Source organism: Brevibacillus sp. SAFN-007a (assembly GCF_051967035.1).
In the GTDB taxonomy this organism is placed as follows: Bacteria; Bacillota; Bacilli; order Brevibacillales; family Brevibacillaceae; genus Brevibacillus.
The window spans coordinates 1-20,264 of sequence record NZ_JBQCKK010000031.1 but is presented as its reverse complement, the minus strand read 5'-3'; the positions used below and the strand labels follow the sequence as shown (position 1 = coordinate 20,264).

Genomic DNA, 20,264 nt, shown 5'->3' with positions numbered 1-20,264 from the left:
GTCTTATTTTTCTTCCCGCTCTCCCGTCCGAATTACGCGCATCGGATTGCCGCCGACAAAAGACCCCGGCGCCACGTCCTTGTGAACCACTGTTCCTGCAGCCACGATCGCCCCATCCCCAATCGTCACCCCTGGCAAAATCGTCGAGTTGGCCCCGATCAGCACATTGTCGCCAATGCGCACTTCTCCCAGCCGGTATTCCCCAACGAGATACTCGTGCGCGAGAATAGTCGTATTGTAGCCAATCACGCTATTTTTGCCGATTTTTATCAACTCGGGAAACATCGTGTCCATCATGACCATCAGCGCCACTGCCGTTTCCGGCCCGACCTCCATCCGCAAAAAGGTGCGGTACATCCAGTTTTTCCATGACGGAAAAGGCGTGTAGCGGGCAAGCTGGATGACGATGAAGTTTTTCATGACCTTCCAAAAGCTGACCGTGCGGTACATTTGCCAGAGCGGGTTTGGCCCCTGGACCGGATAACGTGTTGTGTTCCTCATGCGCCACTCTCCGTCCTACAAGTCTGAATCGGCATCTTCCAGAATGGCGTTCGACTGCTTGCGCGAGAAGTGCATCGCCGCATTGTAGCCCATCCGCTTCAGGCGGAAGTTCATCGCCGCCACTTCGATAATGACGGCCAGGTTTCGCCCAGGTCGCACGGGTACGGTAATGATCGGAATGTCCGTATCCATGATCTTCAGCGTCTCTTCGTCCAGTCCCAGCCGCTCGTACATTTTGTGCGGTTCCCACAGCTCCAGTTGAACGACCATCTCGATATTTTTCACGTTGCGGACAGCTCCTGCTCCGAACATGGTCATCACATTAATGATCCCCACGCCGCGAATCTCCAGCAAATGCTGGATCAGCTCAGGTGCGCTGCCGCTTAGCTGCCCTGCCTGCGTCTGGCGAATTTCGACAGCATCATCCGCCACCAGCCGATGCCCGCGTTTGACCAGTTCCAACGCCGCTTCGCTTTTCCCGATCCCGCTCGATCCCATGATGAGAACACCGACCCCGTATATATCGGTCAGCACGCCATGAATGGTGGTCGTGGGCGCCAGGCGGTTCTCCAAAAAGTTGGTCATTTTGCCCACCAGGGTCGTTGTCGCCAAAGGCGATCGCAGTACAGGCACGCCCCATTTGTTCGAGGCTTCGATCATTTCCTCTGGAACAGGCTGGTTGCGCGTCACGCAAAAGCAGGGAGTCTGCCCTTGCATCAAAAAATTCATGCGCTCCAACCGTTCCTCCCGGCTCAGCGTTTGGAAAAAGTTGATTTCCGTCAAGCCAAACAGCTGAATCCGTTCCTCGGCATAGTAGGAGTAGTAGCCTGCCAGCTGCAAGCCCGGCCGACTCAAATCCGTTACCGTAATCTCGCGCCCCAGCCCCTCTTCCCCACTCAAAATCGTCATATTGAAGTGATCCACCAGGTGGCTCACATTCGTCTTGCGCATGAAAGCTTCCCCCTTATCTGGGATATCCGTCCCCGGTTGTGTGCCTCTATTGTATCGAAACCGTCTTGTCTCCGACAACCTTTGCCTCTCTGACAGCCCACTCTTGTCTAATCTCGCAATTTGTCGTATCATTTACATTTTTCGCGTTATTTCATAAGATAGAAAATGAGGTTGGTATCGGACAAAATCTGAGTTAAAGTTCACATATAGACTGTTTTGTTCCGAATGTCGGACAAAAAGAGGAGGCAACACCTTGGACTTTTTACTTCGCTTCTTGCTCGTAGACCTACCGGAAGCCTTCTTGCTACTGACGATCAGTTTGGCTTTATTCAACATGTCGGTGTTCGGAAAAAAGAAACAAGCCATAGCGTTCAGTCTGCTATTCGCACTAGCAGGCGAACTGCTCACTTTTCTGGACGTTCTGTATCAACCGAAAGTGCTGTTGATGTTTTTGTGGACCACGATACTCTTACTCTCCATTTATCAGTTCAATCTGCTCAAGTCCGTTTTTATGGGGACAGTTGCAATTGGTGTCATGCTTTTAACCGAGTCCCTTATTCTCGTCGTCTTTAACAGTCAGCAGCTATTCTTGGATGAGATTTTATCTACCACGATGCTTGCTGTTGTGGCACGAATACTTTACATAGGAGTATTTCTTCTGGTTGCCGTGGTGCTACGTGTAACTAGATTTGACATACGCAAGCTGTTCAAACACCAACAAACGAATCGTTTGAACCATTACCTATTTTTGCTGATTCTTTTGGGAAGCATAGAATTTCTCCTGATTTTATTTATGAACACATCGTTTTTTCTTCGGGGAAACAATTCGCCAATATTCGCGGTATATACTCCGCAGTTCCAGCTGTTTATCCAGTTGGCCATCTTGGCTTTGTTTATTGCGATCGTGATCCTGTTCCGCATTTATCTGAACTTGACGATCAACCGCGTAGAGGAAGAAACGGGAACGCCTTATCTGAACAGTATCCAGGATCTGTTTACGGCTGTGCGTTCCATCAAGCATGATTCTTTGAATCACTACACGGCCATCAACGGATTCTTGAAAAAGGAACTACATAGTCACGCCAAAGAATACGTGGAGCAGTTGTTAAAGGAAACCGTGCTGATTGAACGATCTGCCGATTCCAGTTCGCAAGTATTGGAGCGGATCAAAAATCCGGCTGTCGCTTCCTTGCTGCAATCGAAAATGGTTGTTTGTCTGGCTGAGCGTATCTCGCTCACGATGGAAATCAAGGAGATCAGCCAGTTCTCGCACTACAAAACTTACGATTTGATCAAAATCCTGGGCAATTTGCTGGATAACGCGATCCGTGCAACCTCCTACGAGCTGGAGGAAAATCGCTACATACGCCTGGAATGGGGCCAAACAGAGAACGAGCACTACCTGTATATCGAAAATAGCGGCCCGACGATCCCGGAGAATCGGCTGCAAGAAATTTTCCATACAGGCTATACAACGAAAAAGAATGGAGAAGGCGGCCTTGGTCTCGCCATTGTCAAAAATGTAGCGGAACGCTACAACGGCAAGATTCAAGTCAAATCCGCCGATGGAGTCACCAGCTTTTACATTTCGTTTGTCAACCGCTAGCAGGGGAGGCTACCACTATGACCTGGACAGAGAGGGTATCAGGAAAAATTGCCAAGCGCATCAAGACAGACGACTCGCCGTACACCGTAGGACAATTGGCGCACGGAATCGAGCTTTTTTTGCTAAATGCCATCAATCTTTTCGTCATTCTACTTGTATCTGCTTTACTCGGACTGCTGGGAGAGGTCTTTCCTCTCCTATGCGCTCTCTTTTTCCTCCGCTCTTTAACCGGAGGTGTTCATCTGAAAAATCCGTGGTCCTGTCTGGGGGCGACACTTCTGCTCTTGCTGCTCGGTGGCGCAATCATCGAATATGTTCCGAAGCCATCTACTTCTGTTTTGACTCTACTGACGGTTTTCACCGCAGGATTTGGCGTCATCATCAACTACGTATACGGTCCAGCCAAACATACATACCTGCCAGATAACCCCGCTGTTCAAAAAAGAAATCAGAAAATTGCAATCTTATTAATCTTTATCGGTTGCATTCTCTCAATTTTTTTGGTAGGATATTCCTATAGGCTCTCTATGACTTACATACTAGCAATCTTCTACCAATCGCTTCTTCTCATGCCTAGTTCGTTTCGCTTTGTATCTTTTCTGGAAAAAACTTTATTGAGAGGATGATCCCCATGAAGAGAGTGCTTTCAACTGTTTGCAAATTCTTTGGCGGCCTGTCTGTTTTGAACATCGCAGGAGTTCTGAAGGCCGGACTGCTCTATGAACCACTCCCACCTCACATGCGAAACGAAGAGAATTCAAAAAATCAATCATGACCTCGTCACAATAGCAACCCCGCGAACTCTTCACGAGCTCGCGGGGTTTTTTTGGTACTTTCTACCTTCTCTCTTTTTTCAAGCCGACCACCATCTCAATCAACCAGCCCAAAATACTCATCAGCGCAGCTGCCACGATAACAGTGCCGATGTTGTCCGGCCATGGTCCTACTTCGAATCCGTCAATGAAGTAGGCTGTCAGGGCAAACGTCACAGCGTTGATGATGAACCAGAAAAGCCCCATCGTCAAGATCGTCAGCGGCAAGGTAAAAAACATCAGTATCGGACGAATCAATGTGTTCACGACACCCAAAATCAGAATCGCCCACAAGGCAACGGTGAAATTGGCAACGTGAATAGAAGCAAACCATTTGCTAATCAAAAGCAGGGCAGCTCCGTTCAGGAGCAATTTGATTATCCAGCGGATCATTTTCATTCCTCCTTCCGCCAGTTTCCCAGCGTCTATTGGAGTCCTTTCACTTCCCGCTCCCACTGCTCAAAAAAGCGGACCATGAACGCGTGCCGTTCCCGCGCAATCGCTTGGGCCGTTTTGGTGAACAGCCTGTCTTTGATGCGTTGCAGCTTCCACTCGTATTCCTTGACCGGAGTATGCTGCTGCGGGTCGTCGGATTGGATAGGTCCTCCTATAACTCCAGTATAAGCAAAAACCCGGGCAACTCCAATAGCGCCAATCGAATCGAGCTTGTCGGCGTCGAACAAGATTTTTTCTTCCAGGCTTGCGGGCGGACGATCTTTGCGAAACCGATGGGCCAGAATCACTGCCTGCACCCGCGCGATCAGCTCGTCCCCCATGCCTCGCTCCCGCAGCCATGTTCCGGCCACTCTCGCGCTGATTTCAGCGTGACACTCCCCCGTCTGCCGCTCCTCCGCTCTGCCGACATCGTGCAGCAACGCAGCCAGACGCAGCACCTGCATGTCCGCCCCTTCCTCGCCGCCGATCCGCTCGCACATCGCCAGCACGCGCAAATTATGCTGCCAGTCGTGTGCCGGGTCTTGCCCGTCAAAGCATTTCCTCGCTTGCTCCACCAGATCGGCCGGGAGGGCCGCCATTGCGTTTGCCACGTACTCCATGTCTTCTCCCCCATCTCTTCCCGCATGGCTCGCCACGCCGTTTCACAGCGATCCCTTTTCTTGCACAGCGCTATTGAGCAGACAAAGACGCCCCCCTGCTTTACCAGGGAGGCTCTCCGCGTTATTTCGATACCAGTTGTTCCAGCTTGGCGAGGGTTCTGGCTTTGTCCCTTTCCAAAATCGGCTTCAGGTATGTTCCGGTATACGAGCCTTCCAATTCCGCCACTTCTTCCGGCGTACCCGTGCCGACGATCTGCCCGCCGCGCGTACCGCCTTCTGGCCCCAGATCCACGATGTAATCCACGGTCTTGATGACATCCAGGTTGTGCTCGATAACCAGCACCGTGTCGCCGTTTTCCACCAGGCGCTGCAACACTTTCAGCAGACGATCAATGTCATCGGTATGCAAGCCTGTCGTCGGCTCGTCCAAAATGTACAGCGTGCGTCCTGTGCTGCGTCGATACAGCTCCGAGGCCAGCTTGACGCGCTGCGCTTCCCCGCCAGAGAGAGTCGTCGCAGGCTGACCCAGCTTCATGTAGCCGAGACCGACGTCCACAATCGTTTGCAGCTTGCGCTCGATCCTCGGCAAATTGCGGAAAAACTCCACCGCATCCTCGATCGTCATTTCCAGCACGTCCGCGATGCTCTTGCCTTTGTATTTGACATCGAGCGTCTCCCGGTTGTAGCGTTTGCCGTGGCACACCTCGCAAGGTACGTACACGTCCGGCAAAAAGTGCATCTCGATTTTGATAATCCCGTCGCCGCTGCACGCCTCGCAGCGCCCGCCCTTGACATTGAAGCTGAAGCGGCCCTTTTTGTAGCCGCGCACCTTCGCTTCGTTCGTCGAGGCAAACAGATCGCGAATGTCGTCAAAGACGCCTGTGTACGTCGCCGGATTGGAGCGCGGCGTCCGGCCGATCGGGGATTGGTCGATATTGATGACTTTGTCCAGATGCTCCAGTCCCACGATGCGACGATGTTCGCCCGGCTTTACTTTGGCACCGTTCAGATCGCGCGACAGCGCCTTTTGCAAAATTTCGTTGATGAGCGTACTCTTCCCGGAGCCGGATACGCCTGTCACCGCGACGAACAACCCTAACGGAATTTTGACGGTGACGTTTTTCAGGTTGTTTTCCTTCGCGCCTTCGATCTTCACCCATTTGTCGGATGGTTCTCTGCGCTCCAACGGAACCGGAATGAACTTGCGCCCGCTCAAATACGCTCCTGTCAGCGAGTTTTCATCCTTCATCACTTCTTCCGGCGTGCCGGCAGCCACGACCTGGCCGCCGTGAATTCCCGCGCCAGGGCCGATGTCGATAATGTAGTCGCACGCCCGCATCGTATCTTCGTCATGCTCGACCACGATCAGGGTGTTCCCCAGCTTGGTCATATGCTCCAGCGTCTTAATCAGGCGCGCGTTATCCCGCTGATGCAGCCCGATGCTCGGCTCGTCGAGGATGTAGAGGACGCCCATGAGGCTGGAGCCGATCTGGGTAGCCAGCCGAATCCGCTGCGCCTCGCCCCCGGACAAGGTCCCTGCCGCCCGGCTCAGTGTCAGGTAATCCAGGCCGACGTCGATCAAAAAGTTGAGGCGCGCCTTGATTTCCTTCACAATCAGGTTGGCAATCTTCGCTTCTCGCTCGGTCAGCTCCAGTCCCTCAATGAACTGATGCGCTTCGAGAATCGACAGGGTCGTCAGCTCGGAAATGCTACGCTCCCCTACTTTCACTGCCAGACTCTCCTGGCGCAAACGATGCCCTTTGCAGACCGGGCAAGGCTTTTGGCTCATGAAGCCTTCAATTTGCTCGCGAATGTAGTCCGAGCTGGTTTCCAGATGGCGGCGCTGCAGATTGGGAATGACGCCTTCAAACGGCACAACCGCCTCCCGGACTTGGCCGAACTCATTTTCATAGCGGAACTGGATTTTCTCCCCTTCGCTGCCGTACATCAAAATCTGCACTTGCTCCGGCGGCAGCTCCTCGTACGGAATATCCATGCGAATGTTGAAATGGCGGCATGCCGATTCCAGCAGCTGCTGGTAGTAGGTCGACGACTTTGGCTCCCAGGCACTGATCGCGCCGTCCTGCAAGGTCTTGGTCGCATCCGGAACGACCATGTCCGGGTCGACCTCCAGCTTTACGCCCAAACCGTCGCACTCCGAGCACGCGCCAAACGGACTGTTGAACGAGAAAATCCGCGGCTCCAGCTCGCCGATGGAAAATCCGCAAACCGGGCAAGCGTGCTTCTCGCTGAACAACAGCTCCTCCTGCTCCATGACGTCGACGATCACCTTGCCGTCCGCAAGACGCAACGCCGTCTCCAACGAGTCGGCGAGACGCGACTGCACATCCGGCTTCACAACCACGCGGTCCACCACGACTTCGATGTTGTGCTTTTTGTTTTTTTCCAGCTTGATATCCTCAGCCAAATCGATAATGTCCCCGTTCACGCGCACGCGCACGAAGCCTTGCTTGCGAATATCCTCCAGCAGCTTGACGTGTTCTCCCTTGCGCCCCTGCACCATCGGCGCGAGGATTTGCATTCTCGTGCGCTCCGGGTACTCCATCAGACGATCCACCATCTGCTCGATCGTCTGGGACTGAATCTCGATGCCGTGATCGGGACAGATCGCTCTGCCCACACGCGCATACAACAGACGCAAGTAGTCGTAGATTTCCGTCACGGTACCGACCGTGGAGCGCGGGTTGCGGCTCGTCGTCTTCTGGTCAATGGAAATCGCGGGCGACAGCCCTTCAATCGAATCGACATCGGGTTTGTCCATCTGCCCGAGAAACTGGCGGGCATAGGCAGAGAGAGACTCCACGTAGCGCCGCTGTCCCTCTGCGTAAATCGTGTCAAAGGCAAGGGACGACTTTCCCGAGCCGGACAAACCCGTCAGCACGACGAATTTGTCCCTCGGAATCACTACATCAATGTTTTTCAGATTGTGGGCGCGAGCGCCCTTGACGACAATATGTTCCAATGGCATAAAAAATACCTCTCCTTAGAGTTCCGCCTTCAACTCCAGAATCAAATCACGCAGTTCAGCCGCGCGCTCGAACATGAGATTGCGCGCCGCTTCTTTCATTTCTTCTTCCATGCGTTCGATGACGGCCAGTCGATCCTTCTTCGACATCTTCTTGAAATCGGCGTGTGGCAAGTAGTCCGCTTTTTCCTCGGCCACCTTCGTCGCCTCGATTACTTCCCGCACAGCTTTTTTCACCGTTTGCGGAGTAATGCCGTGCTTCTCGTTGTAGGCCAGCTGGATCGCACGACGACGCTCCGTCTCGCGAATCGCCGACTTCATCGAGTCCGTCATCTTGTCGGCGTACATAATCACGCGCCCCTCGGCGTTCCGGGCTGCCCGCCCGATTGTCTGAATCAGGGAGCGCTCGTTGCGCAGGAAGCCTTCCTTGTCGGCATCCAAAATAGCCACAAGCGAAACCTCGGGCAAGTCCAGGCCTTCCCGCAGCAGGTTAATCCCGATCAGCACGTCGAATTCGCCCAGACGCAAGGATCGCAAAATCTGCATCCGCTCGATCGTCTTGATGTCGGAGTGCAAGTAACGGACCTTGATCCCGATTTCCTTCAGGTAATCCGTCAGGTCCTCCGCCATTTTTTTCGTCAGTGTCGTGATGAGGACGCGCTCGTTTTTGGCAATCGTAGCCTGGATTTCCCCGATCAGGTCGTCGATTTGCCCTTTGATCGGGCGCACCGAAATGGTCGGGTCGACCAGTCCTGTCGGGCGAATGACCTGCTGCACCAATTCCGGACAGTGCTCCAGCTCATACGGGCCGGGGGTTGCCGAAATGTAAATCGCCTGGTTGATTTTTTGCTCGAATTCCTCGAAGCGCAGCGGTCGGTTATCCTTCGCTGAAGGCAGGCGGAACCCGTACTCGACCAGCACATTCTTGCGCGCCTGGTCGCCGTTGTACATCCCCCGCACCTGCGGCAAGGTCATATGCGACTCGTCAATCAAGAGCAGATAGTCCTCCGGAAAATAATCCATCAGCGTGTACGGGGCGTGCCCCGCCGGAAGACCCGTCAGATGGCGCGAGTAGTTTTCGATTCCGGAGCAAAAGCCCATCTCCAGCATCATCTCGATATCGTAGCGCGTCCGCTGCTCCAGCCGCTGCGCTTCCAGCAGCTTTCCGGCTGCCCGCAGCTCTGCCAGCCGCTCTTCCAGCTCGGCCTCGATGCTTTGGACCGCCAGCTTCATTTTTTCTTCGCGGGTGACATAGTGGGACGCCGGGAAAATCGCTACGTGTTCGCGCTGGCCCAAAATCTCTCCGGTCAGCACGTCAATGGCGGTAATCCGCTCGATTTCGTCTCCGAAAAACTCCACGCGAATCGCCTGCTCACTCTGCGACGCCGGAAAAATCTCCACGACGTCTCCGCGCACCCGGAACGTCCCCCGCGTAAAGTTGATGTCGTTGCGGGTATATTGGATGTCGACCAGACGATGCAAAATCTCGTCCCGCCCCTTTTCCATACCAACGCGCAGCGACAGCAGCATCTCCTTATACTCCGCCGGCGAACCCAAGCCGTAGATGCAAGATACGGACGCCACAATAATGACATCGCGCCGCTCGAACAACGCACTGGTCGCCGAGTGGCGCAGCTTGTCAATTTCGTCGTTGATGCTGGAGTCTTTTTCAATAAACGTATCCGATTGGGGAATGTACGCTTCCGGCTGATAGTAGTCGTAGTAGCTGACGAAGTATTCCACTGCGTTATGGGGGAAAAACTCCTTGAATTCTGCACAAAGCTGGGCAGCCAGCGTCTTGTTGTGGGCCATCACCAGTGTCGGCTTGTTCACCTGGGCAATCACCTGGGCAGCCGTATAGGTTTTTCCCGTACCGGTAGCCCCGAGCAACGTCTGGTGCCGCTTACCGGCCTTAATCCCGGCCACCAGCTCGGCAATCGCGGTCGGCTGGTCACCGGAAGGCTGATACTCCGATACCAATTCAAAACGGTCCATTCCCTCGTTCATCTCCTCGTTGCATGCCTGTTTCTATTTCCATTATAACACAATCCCCGCTCTGATAAGCCGAAATTCGAACAAATGTTTGTCTTCATCCTCCGACAGATTTTACCGATAATAAGGAAGAGTGTAGAAGCACGCACGGATTAGACTCGCCATCTTCAGGGAGGATCGACATGCCAGATATCGGAACCACCGTTAAAAATAATCCCTATATCCAACCACATATGAGCTATCAGGGCAAACGAGAGTTTACCACCGAGCTTGACAACAACGCCTTCATGAAGCTTTTGCTGGAGCAGTTGAAGAATCAGGATCCCATGTCCCCGATGGACAACTCCCAGTTCATCCAGCAAACGAGCATGATGACCATGGTGGAAAAAATCACCAAGATGGCAACGCTGATGGAGCAATCGAACAACAGCATGCTGACGCTGGAAAAATACGAGTCGCTGATCGGGCGCACCGCCACCTACTCCCTCACGACCAAAGACGAGTTGACGGGAGAAACGGCGACAGAGACGAAGGAAGGCGTGCTCGAAGCCGTTTACATGGACAGCGGCAAGATTTACTTCCGCATCGCCGGGGAGTCTACTCCCATTCCGCTCACGGACATCAAAGGTCTGGAATCGCAAGGCATGACCGGAAATGCGCTGGATAGCAGCGTGAAGTTCATGAACATGATCGGCAAGGAAATCTCGTACAAGACGACCAAGGAAGTAGACAAAGACGGCAATCCGGCGACCACTGACGACGTGACCAAAGTAGATGAGATCGCCAACGCGGTCGTCACGGGCTTCACCATGAAGGACGGCACCACGCAGTTTACGCTCGATAACGGCATGACCGTCAAGCTCGATCAGGTCGTGGGCATGAGCGTCAAGCCGGACAGTAGCGTCATGAGCAATTCGCTGCAGTACGCCCAAATGATTGGCTTCACCGTCACCTATACGGAAAAGCAAACCAATACCGACGGCTCTACTACGGACAACAGCCTGAACGGTGTCATTAAAGCCGTCAGCATGAAAAACGGGGTCGTGGAGTTCGTCTTGACCGATGACAAAAAAATTGCGCTGAATCAAATCACCGGATTTGAAGCGAGCGCCTGATCCTTCCTATGCGAAAAAGCCGCACGTGCTCTCTGGAGCGTGCGGCTTCTTCTTTGCTGCTCATCCCTATTCGTTTACGACAAGCTGTCCCGTAAGCGCATCGACATACACCGTCGTATCCCTCTTCCCATCGCCCCCGCAAAAGCAGTGCGAACGGGTCTGACGAAAGGACAGGTCATAGCCAAGCTTCCAGCTGATCGCGCCTGTTTGCCGATCCTTTTGGTGAATGTAGGTCAGCTCAAGCGGCATGGCTTGCAGCAAGCGCTCCATCGCTTTCTGTTCATGGATCGCCTTGGAGGGGGCGGGAAGAACCATGTTGTCCGGACGCTTCACGATCACTTCCTCGACCTTGCCCGTCCACGCATTTACGGTAATCGTGTACATCCCTTCTTGTTCCATCTGCCCGACCCGGTAGACAGGAATGCCGCCGATAAGCGGGTCGGCCACCAGCGTTGTATATTTGTCGGTGCCGACATCGGCAAGCCTCAACTGGTTGCTCCCGGAAGGCACGAGTCTTCGCAACAGCGCTTCCGCCCCTTTGCGATCCCGGTTTTTGTCCGTTTTGGCGGTGGACCCCTGCTCCTCTGCCTGCTTGTAGACAAAGCGAATCAGCCGTCCTGTCTTGGCATCGGTTTCGAGCATCATATGCTGGTTCTGGGCCTGGCTGATCCCTTCCGGAAAACTTCCGATCCGGTATTTCTTGTCCGCATCGGCGACCCCCTCCGGAAAGTAGCCCCAAATAAAGAAACGGCGCTCCTGACCGTCAGCGTACTTCTCGTCCCGCACAGTAAGCGGCAGCTTGGCGGATTCGAGCTTGAACAGGATGCGCAGCAATTGACGGGCCTCGCTCTCGGTCTGCGCTCTCCACGTTTCCCCTGTCCCCGTCACGTTCACAATGTTCGTCTGCTGGACGGGTGCTGCCAGCCTTTTTCCACTGAACGCGTCCAAGGCACTGCCGGTATGCTCCTGCGAAATGACCCCATCCTTGACAATATAGGCGAGGCGCGCTGCCGTCTGATTGTTTTGCTCCTGCTCCGGCAGCAAGTACACCAGCTCCAGCGGGCGCTGTCCCTTCCACTTGCCCACTGCTTGCGCTGGAGAAATGACGCGCTGCGGCGAAGGGAGTGCTGCCGGATTCACGGTTTCATACAATCGCCCGTCAAACATCCGCAGCCCGACAAGCCGCCCCGAGGCGTCGAAGCTGACAAGACTGTCATACGCATCGTCGAACACGACATTGTTCACCTTGCGAACCATTCGGACCGTCAGCTTGCCCGCTTCCTTCTTCACTTCTCTCGCCTGATACGTATTTCCGGCAAGCAAGCCTGTCAGGAAAGTCTTCGCTCTTGTTTTCGCTTGCTGGTCAGTCGGAAATGCCGGCTTTGCCCTTTTCGCGGGAACGAGGTCCAACTGGAGCAAATTCCCTGTGGCTCGGTCAAAAATCGCGCTGTCCTCCCCCTGAGCTGTTCCGGTGGCCGCCCGCACAAAAGACACTTTCACCCCGCTGACACCCGGTCCATCCACATCGCCACCGTAAACGACCTTGCGTGAAGCCAGCTCCGGCAACAGGCGAACCAGTTTTTGCACCCCTTTGGCAACAGGGGCAGAGACTGCTCTCTCGGCATTCGCTGCGAGTACAGAACGGGCCGATGTTTCTGCGCTTGCTCCGGCAAAGGGCGCAACCAACATGCTGGTCGCCGTTAACGCCCCGGTCAAGGCGCACAAGACCGTTTTTTTCAGATCGGACAAATGACTCACTCCCTTCCTTTCCTCGTAAAGGTAGACGCGCCACCCTGGCGTAAGTTTTACGAACAGACGATCTTTTCAGAAAAATATATTCAAACCAATCCAGCAAAAAAAGAAGGCACGCAACTGCTGTCGCATCCCTTCACGCTCCGACATTCCGTTTTTCGAGCCTTTGCTTAATCAGTTCGACGACGCTGGATCGTTTCAAATCGACAAATACGCGAGTCGTTGCATCAGGCACTACGATGATTCCCAGCTGATGGTGGTTGCCTGCGTAAACCGCGCACTGCACAAACTTCAGTTCGCCTTCGCGCGTGAGCACTTCCATTTTGCAAAAGGCCGGATTGGCCTGTAGCGCCGGATACAAATCTTCCTTGTCCCGCACCGGAATGCCGTTGACCTTCACGATGATTTCCCCTGTCGCAATCCCGATCTCCTCTGCCCGCGTGCCCGGGATGACGCCCATGACCTTGACGCCGCGCGAAGATTGGATGAAGTAAGGGGAACGCTGCCTTTCTTTCCATTGGCTCCAGAAGAACAGCGCTTCATGCCCGAACAAGGCAAACAGCGCGGCGAGCAAAACAAGCGGCGAAAACAAGACGGCCAGAGCGCAAAGCGCCAACAGCCCGACTGCGTACCAGGCGAGGTTGCTGGAAATTTGCTTCCCCTTTTCCAAGGGGGTCATCGTCTGGGTCATATCCGAAAAACCCGTAACCGTTGGCAGCAGCATCAGTCCGAAGGAAGCCAGCTCGCCTGAAAAAAACGGCCAGCCCGGATAAAACGCACCACTCAGTGCCCCCGGCTCTACCTGGACGAACAGAACCAGCGGAGTCAGCCAAAACGAATGCAGCAGGTACGCCCCGACGATCCGCCCGCGCTGTCCTTCGACGAACAGCGGAGAAGCGTCTCTCCCCCCGTTCCAGCGGACGAGCATCGCTTCGATCAGGTGCATGATCGCGACCAGCGCCAGGAGCGGAATCGGCTTCGCCTGCAGCAGCATGTCCCACACGCCGCCCAAGCCGGGAACGTCCCGCAAGTCCGGGAAGACGCGGGCAATCGCGTGAAAAACGGTGAGCAGACCTGCCGCATAGGCAAAGCAGAGAAACCGCAAGCGAATCAGCGCCAAAAGAAGGGCCAATGCCCATACCATCCATAAATCCTGTGCCTGCACAACCACTCCCAGCCCTGCGGCGAGAAGCGAGATGCCCAATCCCCCGACCGCGCCCATCCCTACGGCCCGGATTGTCGAGAGGAGCGGAGACTGCATGCGTGCGGCAAACAGCTGTCTTTCCAGCTTCATCTGTCTGCGATAATGCAAGTAAATAAAACCGAGAAACAGGTAAAAAACGGGATTGAGAAAAAATGCGGTAAAGCCATATGCAATGGAGAGCATATCTGCCTGTATCGCCAAGTGCCTCACCTCAAATCAAAAAAAGAAAACCACGACATGTGATTTGCCGTGGTTATCATTTCTACGGAAAAGCGGGATTTCCCTGCTTTCCTCTTCTTGATTATTTTTCCTATTTGCCGGTAACGACATCCAGAGCCTTCTGGAGCTGCAAGTCATTCTCGGGCTTGCGCATCGTCTCCCGCAGGCTGTTTTCGAGCTGGCTGCGGGTTGCGGCGTCGACTTTTCCGGTCACAGGCAGCTTTTTCGCAGCTTGGAACTGCTTGATCGCCTGCTCTGTCTTTTCGTCAAAGTAGCCGTCGTCGCGGCCTGGCGACAAATTCAGCCCGGTCAGGATCAGTTGCAGATTCTTCACTTCTGCGCCGGCCATGTCGCGGGCCAGCTCCTTGTCGGCCGGCAACTGCGTGGCGTTGAAATAAGCAGGCTGCTCGACCTTGAAGTCCGGCTCGATTCCTTTTTTGTGAATCCATTCGCCGCTTGGCGTGACCCATTTGGCGATGGTCAGCTTCAACTGGCTCTTGTCCGTCATTTCCATCGTGCTTTGGACGGTTCCTTTGCCGAAGCTCTTTTCCCCGACCAGCTTGTAGTGACCGCTGTCGCGCATCGCCCCCGCCAAAATTTCCGAGGCGCTGGCGCTGCCGCCGTTAATCAGGACGGCAATCGGATAAGGCTTGGCAGCATCCGTTGTCGAGCGGTACTCTTCCTTTTGCTGCCCGCCGGCACCGTACTCAATCGTCACGATGACTCCTTTTTTCGGCACGAGGATTTCCCCGATCTCCTTGACGGCCAGCAAGTAGCCGCCCGGATTGCCGCGCACGTCGATGACGAGGCCGCCGATCCCCTTTTTCTCCAGGGAAGCAAGCTGTTCCTTGAAGTGCTTGGCGGTTTCGGTCGAGAACTGGGTAATGCCGATCACGCCGACCTTCACGCCATTTTTTTCGATGATCTGGCTGTTCACCGTTTCGATCGGAATATCGTCGCGAATACATACAATCGTGAGCGGTTCTGCTACTCCGGCGCGAATGACCTTCAGAACGGCTTTTGTGCCTTTGGGTCCGCGAATTTTGGTCACGGCCTGGTGCAAATCCAATCCCTCCAGCGACTCGCCGTTGACGCTCAAAATCTGGTCGTTCGGTCTGAGGCCCGCTCGCTCCGCCGGAGAGCCCTTGAATGGCGAAACGACAGTGACCCGACCATTTTGCATCGTGACCTCTGTCCCGATTCCCTGGAACGTAGAATGCAGCGTCGAGGTAAATTCTTCGGCTGATTTCGGGTCCATGTAATCGCTGTACGGATCTTCCAAAGCCCCGACCATGCCGCCGATTGCCCCTTCGATCAGCTGTTCGTTGGTCACCGTTTGAATGTAGTCTTTTTTGATCGCTTGAAAAGCTTCAAAGAGCTTCTTGAACTCCTGGGGATATTCTGAGCCTCCCGGAAACACTGCGCCATTGGAAGCAGTCAGGGTTCCATTCTGCGTGACTTGCATGCTGGCCGATGTCTTCATCAACGCGATGGTCAAGAAACTGCTGGCCACCATCGAGATGAGCACAAGCGCTAATACGGTACGTCCCTTCCATCTCACTACTCACGTCACCATCCTTTGTACTACCGGCAAAAAGGTATGCTGCTAGTGTATGCATTTCCCGATAGCAATATTTGTCTGGCTGCCCGTTGCTTGACTATTTCAGATACGGCATAGGGTTGACGGCAACGTCGTTCTTGTAGACGGTAAAGTGAACGTGATTTCCGGTAGAGCGGCCGGTAGAGCCTACTTCGGCAATCTTTTGGCCTCTCGATACGGATTGTCCCACAGAAACCTTGATGCCGCCCTCGCGAATGTGTCCGTAGAGCGTGGTAATCTCCGCACTGTGTTTAATCATTACCGTATTCCCGAAGCCGTTGGAATACCCTGCAAAAATGACGACTCCGTCAGCCGCAGCCAAGATCGGCGTTCCTTTTGGCGCTGCCATGTCTACACCATTATGCCCAGCTGAACGGCCTGTAAACGGGTCTTTTCGCATACCGAAGCCGGAACTGAGGCGAAATTGTCCATCCGCGATCGGCAAACCGAGATTGCCGCCCTTGTACCCGGTGCTGGACGCGCTCATCGCCCGCACTCGCTCCGCATACTTGGCGGATTCCTGCCGGGTGAGCTCGATGAGTTGCTGTCCGTACTGCTCCAGGTCTTCTTCCAAAGCGGCCTCTTTTTTCTTCAACTCGGCCTTGACCACGAGACTCTCTTTGTACTGCTTGTCCAGCTCGGCCTTGAGCGCTTCCGCCTCGTCTAGCATTCCTGCGTATACGGTCAACTGATGCTCGATTTCCTTCTTCTTCTTCTCGATCGTTTCTTTGTCGCGAATATTGTCTTCTAGGATACGCGTATCCTGCTCAAGAATCAACCGCAACCCCTCCATGCGGGTCAGGAAATCGCCAAAGTCGGACGCACCCAAAAGCACGTCCAAGTAGGAGACGTTTCCCCGTTCGTACATGGATTTAACCCGGGTTTTCAGCAGTGTTTCCCGTTTTGCTACCCGATCTTTCGCTTCGTCCAGCTGATCTTGCGCCTCGGCGGCTTTTTCCGTCGTTTCCTTCATTTGCTTTTCCAGCTTGTCCAGCTTGTTTTGCGTCTCGTTGCGTCGCAGGTCGATCGCCATGAGTTGCGTCTGCAAATCTTGTTGTTCCTTTTTGACGATGCTGATCTGCTGTTCGGTTTGCCTCATTTGTTGTTTCTGCTGCTGTCTCTTTTGCTGGATTTCCTTCAACTCTCGATTGATCTTGTCCAAAGATGCCTTGCTGGCTGCCCAGCTCACGTTAGTCGGGATCGCAGCGCCAGCCACCAGGCCGGCGATCAAGAGTGTGAACAGGACGGTTCTCTTTCTCATGATACTCCTCCCACGTTTTCCAATGTTAAACTCGCAAGAAGCGGCGTACGGACACCAAGCTTCCCCAGATTCCGATAAACGCGCCGATCGCCAGCAAAGCGAGGGCTACCTGGTAGACCAATGGGAACAATGGCAACAGTTTGAACAGTTGGGAAGCTTCAAAGCTGGCATGGATCGCATCCAGCAAGTAGTAATAGCCCACTGTCAGCAAAATGATCGGGATCAGTGCCCCGCACACTCCCATCAAGAGTCCTTCGACAAAAAAAGGCCAGCGGATAAACCAGTTGGTGGCGCCAACCAGCTTCATGATCTCGATCTCTCGGCGTCTCGCGACAATCGTCAGCTTGATGGTGTTGGCAATCAAAAACATCGCGGTAAAGCCCAAGCCGATGATGAAGGCGATTCCGACGTTTCGCAAGGTGTCTGTGGCGGCGAACAGCTTTTCGACCGTCCCTTCCCCGTAATTCAAGCTTCGGACCGATTTCATTTGCTTGATTTGATTGGCGACCACAGGCGTATCTTGCGGCAGCTTCGTCTTGACCACAAAAGAGTCCGGGAGCGGATTTCCCTTTTCCAAGCCGTCAAACAGGTACGCCTTGTCGCCCATACTCTCCTTGAACTGCTTCAAGCCTTCATCCTTGGAAATGAACTCGACGGACTCCACCGCCGGGATGCTGCGCACGCTTTGCTCAAATTTTTGCAAGTCTTCCTTGGTGGTAAGGTCCGCCATGAACACTCGGATTTCCACCTGTTTTTCGACAGATTGCGCAAAGTAGTTGACGTTCATGGCCAAAATGAGGAATACACCCAAAATGAACAGGGTGATCGTCACGGCACTGACCGACGCGAACGACATCCAGCCGTTCCGGCCGAGGTTTTTGACCCCTTCACGGACATGGCGTCCCAGCGTTCTAATCTTCATAACCGTAATCCCCTCTCTGCTCATCACGGGCGATCTGTCCTGCCTCGATGGCAATGACCCGCTTTCTCATCGTGTTGACAATCTCCCGGTTGTGCGTCGCCATGACGACCGTCGTCCCGCGCTGGTTGATTTCCTCAAACAGCTTCATGATCTCCCAGGATGTCTCCGGGTCGAGGTTTCCCGTCGGCTCGTCCGCAATAATGATGCCCGGGTTGTTCACCAGTGCCCGCGCGAGTGCCACGCGCTGTTGCTCGCCGCCAGACAGCTCGCTCGGCAGCATTTTGGCCTTGTGCTTCAATTTTACCAATCCCAGCACGTCCATCACGCGCGGTTTGATCTGCTTGGGATTGCTCTCGATAACCTCCATCGCAAATGCGACGTTTTCGAACACCGTAAGGGTCGGCAGCAGTTTGAAATCCTGGAAGACAACCCCGATGCTGCGGCGAACGAGCGGAATCTGCCGCTCCTTGATCCGGCTGACATTGAAGCCGCCCAGGAAGATCTGGCCCTTGGTCGGCTTCTCTTCGCGGTACATGAGCTTGATGAACGTCGATTTTCCCGCGCCGCTCGGCCCAACCACATACACAAATTCGCCTTTTTCAATCCGAATGTTGATACCCTTCAAAGCATTCGTGCCATTCGGGTACGTTTTCCAAACGTCAAACATCTCGATCAAGCCAATCACATCCTACATAGTCAGATCCTTCTCTATTCTCTTGATCCTGATTTTTTGTTTTTTCCGTCGAAAATGCCGCTGTTTCCGGCAAAATCGACACGACCCCTCTTCCCTCGGGCAACCGTTGCCATTCCTTGTTGAAAAACAGCGAGGCTACCCATCTTATGTATTATACCACCCTGTTTCGCGGATGGTATCTACTAAATCTCTTAATTTCTTGTCGAAACCGACTTGTTTCTCTTCCAGCTGACATGTTGGTATCCAAAAATTTACAAAAACACATTGATCGCTGGCATGCGGCGGGGCAGTTCGCTACAATGAGTGTAGGCACGATTATGGGAGGAGCTGGAAATATGGAAAACTTTGTTTACTACAACCCGACACAACTCCTGTTTGGCCGGGGACAATTGGCCCAGCTGGAGGAAAAAGCCAAACAGCTCGGCCGCACGGTTCTACTCGTGTACGGCGGCGGCAGCATCAAGCGCTCCGGTCTGTACGACAAGGTTACCGCGCATCTGCAAGCTGCCGGCTGCCGCGTACTGGAGCTGCCTGGCGTGGAGCCCAACCCTCGCCTCAGCACCGTGCAAAAAGGGATTGACCTGTGCCGGGCAGAAGCGGTCGACTGGATTCTCGCCGTTGGCGGCGGCAGCGTGATTGACGCGGCCAAGGCAGTCGCTGTCGGCGTCCCGTACGAAGGGGATGTCTGGGATTTTTACACCCGAAAAGCAGTGGCCGAAAAAGCTTTGCCGCTCGGCACGGTCCTGACGCTTGCGGCAACCGGCTCGGAAATGAACAGAGGCAGCGTTATTACCAACTGGGACACAAAAGAAAAGCACGGAGCCGGCACTACCTTCCCGACCTTCTCCATCCTCGATCCGGAGAATACGTTCAGCGTTCCGCGCGATCAGACCGTCTATGGCATCAGCGATATTTTGTCGCACGTTTTTGAACAGTATTTCACGCATACGACCGAGATTCCGCTCCAGACGCGCTTCGCCGAGTCGATCATGAAGACCGTCATCGAAAATGCCGAACGCGTCCTGGAAAATCCGCATGACTACGACGCGCGCGCCAACATCCTGTACTGCGGAACGATGGCGCTGAACGGCACGCTGCCAGTCGGCGTGACCACCGACTGGGCTACCCACTCCATCGAGCACGCCGTAAGCGCCGTGTACGACATTCCGCATGGCGGCGGCCTGGCGATCCTCTTCCCGAAATGGATGCGCTACGTGTACCGCGAAAACGTCGCCCGCTTTGTCCGCTTCGCCGTGGAAGTATGGAATGTCGATCCCGCAGGCAAAACAGACGAGGAAGTAGCGCTGGAGGGCATCGCGGCAACGGAAGCGTTCTTTGCCCGAATCGGAGCGCCGACTCGTCTGGCGGACTACCAAATCACAGACGAGCATCTGGAGCTGATGGCGGAAAAAGCGACGCCGTTTGGTCCGATCGGTCAGTTCAAAACCTTGAACAAGCAGGACGTCCTCGAAATTTTGCGCATGTCCTTGTAAAAAAGCAAAACGCCGCCCTCTTCATGATATGCTCCCCTTCAAGTAGACAGTTGAAATAATAAAACTGTCTCCCTGTAAGGAGGAGCATTTTTTTATGTCCC

16 protein-coding genes are annotated in these 20,264 nt (G+C 54.2%); 4 read left to right on the top strand and 12 right to left on the bottom strand.

Annotation, left to right across the window (positions count from 1 at the left end):
* Positions 1–3: 3 nt before the first annotated feature.
* A complete protein-coding gene (locus ACTHO6_RS20140; RefSeq protein WP_440243506.1) occupies positions 4–501 on the bottom strand; it encodes an acyltransferase in 498 nt (165 codons plus the stop codon).
* Positions 502–516: 15 nt separating this feature from the next.
* Positions 517–1,452: an HPr(Ser) kinase/phosphatase gene (hprK, locus tag ACTHO6_RS20135; RefSeq protein ID WP_440243504.1), complete on the bottom strand. Its 936-nt coding sequence runs from the start codon at positions 1,450–1,452 to the stop codon at positions 517–519.
* A gap of 253 nt (positions 1,453–1,705) precedes the next feature.
* On the opposite strand from hprK, the gene ACTHO6_RS20130 reads away from it, so the two are divergent.
* Both ACTHO6_RS20130 and ACTHO6_RS20125 read left to right on the top strand, forming a co-directional pair.
* Positions 1,706–3,058 carry a sensor histidine kinase gene (locus tag ACTHO6_RS20130; protein WP_440243501.1) on the top strand — a complete coding sequence of 451 codons (1,353 nt, stop codon included), beginning with the start codon at positions 1,706–1,708 and terminating at the stop codon, positions 3,056–3,058.
* Positions 3,059–3,075: 17 nt separating this feature from the next.
* A complete protein-coding gene (locus ACTHO6_RS20125) occupies positions 3,076–3,684 on the top strand; it encodes an accessory gene regulator B family protein (RefSeq protein ID WP_440243499.1) in 609 nt (202 codons plus the stop codon).
* A gap of 210 nt (positions 3,685–3,894) precedes the next feature.
* Here ACTHO6_RS20125 and ACTHO6_RS20120 read toward each other — a convergent pair whose 3' ends face one another.
* The 4 genes from ACTHO6_RS20120 to uvrB form a co-directional block, all read right to left on the bottom strand.
* Positions 3,895–4,263, bottom strand: a complete 369-nt coding sequence (locus tag ACTHO6_RS20120) for a phage holin family protein (protein ID WP_440243497.1) — start codon at positions 4,261–4,263, stop codon at positions 3,895–3,897.
* Positions 4,264–4,295: 32 nt separating this feature from the next.
* Positions 4,296–4,925 carry an HD domain-containing protein gene (locus ACTHO6_RS20115; RefSeq protein ID WP_440243495.1) on the bottom strand — a complete coding sequence of 210 codons (630 nt, stop codon included), beginning with the start codon at positions 4,923–4,925 and terminating at the stop codon, positions 4,296–4,298.
* Positions 4,926–5,046: 121 nt separating this feature from the next.
* Positions 5,047–7,914 (bottom strand): excinuclease ABC subunit UvrA, encoded by a 2,868-nt coding sequence (uvrA, locus tag ACTHO6_RS20110; protein WP_440243493.1) that lies wholly within the window; start codon positions 7,912–7,914, stop codon positions 5,047–5,049.
* Between the two features lie 15 nt (positions 7,915–7,929).
* Positions 7,930–9,906: an excinuclease ABC subunit UvrB gene (uvrB, locus tag ACTHO6_RS20105; RefSeq protein ID WP_440243491.1), complete on the bottom strand. Its 1,977-nt coding sequence runs from the start codon at positions 9,904–9,906 to the stop codon at positions 7,930–7,932.
* A gap of 179 nt (positions 9,907–10,085) precedes the next feature.
* Between uvrB and ACTHO6_RS20100 the strand changes: the two genes are divergently transcribed.
* Complete coding sequence (locus ACTHO6_RS20100) at positions 10,086–11,018, top strand: flagellar hook assembly protein FlgD (protein ID WP_440243488.1); 933 nt, start codon at positions 10,086–10,088, stop codon at positions 11,016–11,018.
* Between the two features lie 66 nt (positions 11,019–11,084).
* Here the strand turns inward: ACTHO6_RS20100 and ACTHO6_RS20095 are convergent, their stop codons facing one another.
* The 6 genes from ACTHO6_RS20095 to ftsE all read right to left on the bottom strand — a co-directional run bounded on the left by ACTHO6_RS20095 (position 11,085) and on the right by ftsE (position 18,652).
* Positions 11,085–12,776, bottom strand: a complete 1,692-nt coding sequence (locus ACTHO6_RS20095) for a hypothetical protein (protein ID WP_440243485.1) — start codon at positions 12,774–12,776, stop codon at positions 11,085–11,087.
* A 130-nt stretch (positions 12,777–12,906) separates the two neighbouring features.
* Positions 12,907–14,175: a PDZ domain-containing protein gene (locus ACTHO6_RS20090; protein ID WP_440243482.1), complete on the bottom strand. Its 1,269-nt coding sequence runs from the start codon at positions 14,173–14,175 to the stop codon at positions 12,907–12,909.
* Between the two features lie 109 nt (positions 14,176–14,284).
* Positions 14,285–15,754, bottom strand: a complete 1,470-nt coding sequence (locus ACTHO6_RS20085; RefSeq protein ID WP_440243479.1) for a S41 family peptidase — start codon at positions 15,752–15,754, stop codon at positions 14,285–14,287.
* Between the two features lie 97 nt (positions 15,755–15,851).
* A complete protein-coding gene (locus tag ACTHO6_RS20080; RefSeq protein WP_440243476.1) occupies positions 15,852–17,054 on the bottom strand; it encodes a murein hydrolase activator EnvC family protein in 1,203 nt (400 codons plus the stop codon).
* A 25-nt stretch (positions 17,055–17,079) separates the two neighbouring features.
* Positions 17,080–17,976: a permease-like cell division protein FtsX gene (ftsX, locus tag ACTHO6_RS20075; RefSeq protein WP_440243473.1), complete on the bottom strand. Its 897-nt coding sequence runs from the start codon at positions 17,974–17,976 to the stop codon at positions 17,080–17,082.
* On the bottom strand, positions 17,966–18,652 hold the full coding sequence (ftsE, locus tag ACTHO6_RS20070) for a cell division ATP-binding protein FtsE (RefSeq protein ID WP_122952588.1): 687 nt from the start codon (positions 18,650–18,652) through the stop codon (positions 17,966–17,968). Before ftsE ends, ftsX begins: the two co-directional genes overlap by 11 nt.
* A 353-nt stretch (positions 18,653–19,005) precedes the next feature.
* Between ftsE and ACTHO6_RS20065 the strand changes: the two genes are divergently transcribed.
* Entirely contained in the window at positions 19,006–20,163 is a 1,158-nt protein-coding gene (locus ACTHO6_RS20065) for an iron-containing alcohol dehydrogenase (RefSeq protein WP_440243469.1), read from the top strand.
* Positions 20,164–20,264 lie beyond the last annotated feature (101 nt).

Bases quoted from the DNA above. Each gene is read 5' to 3' on its own strand.
- ACTHO6_RS20120 (WP_440243497.1), bottom strand. From the start codon at position 4,263: ATGATCCGCTGGATAATCAAATTGCTCCTGAACGGAGCTGCCCTGCTT.
- uvrB (WP_440243491.1), bottom strand. From the start codon at position 9,906: ATGGACCGTTTTGAATTGGTATCGGAGTATCAGCCTTCCGGTGACCAG.
- ACTHO6_RS20100 (WP_440243488.1), top strand. From the start codon at position 10,086: ATGCCAGATATCGGAACCACCGTTAAAAATAATCCCTATATCCAACCA.
- ACTHO6_RS20115 (WP_440243495.1), bottom strand. From the start codon at position 4,925: ATGGAGTACGTGGCAAACGCAATGGCGGCCCTCCCGGCCGATCTGGTG.
- ACTHO6_RS20125 (WP_440243499.1), top strand. From the start codon at position 3,076: ATGACCTGGACAGAGAGGGTATCAGGAAAAATTGCCAAGCGCATCAAG.
- ACTHO6_RS20140 (WP_440243506.1), bottom strand. From the start codon at position 501: ATGAGGAACACAACACGTTATCCGGTCCAGGGGCCAAACCCGCTCTGG.
- uvrA (WP_440243493.1), bottom strand. From the start codon at position 7,914: ATGCCATTGGAACATATTGTCGTCAAGGGCGCTCGCGCCCACAATCTG.
- ftsX (WP_440243473.1), bottom strand. From the start codon at position 17,976: ATGAAGATTAGAACGCTGGGACGCCATGTCCGTGAAGGGGTCAAAAAC.
- hprK (WP_440243504.1), bottom strand. From the start codon at position 1,452: ATGCGCAAGACGAATGTGAGCCACCTGGTGGATCACTTCAATATGACG.
- ACTHO6_RS20080 (WP_440243476.1), bottom strand. From the start codon at position 17,054: ATGAGAAAGAGAACCGTCCTGTTCACACTCTTGATCGCCGGCCTGGTG.
- ACTHO6_RS20065 (WP_440243469.1), top strand. From the start codon at position 19,006: ATGGAAAACTTTGTTTACTACAACCCGACACAACTCCTGTTTGGCCGG.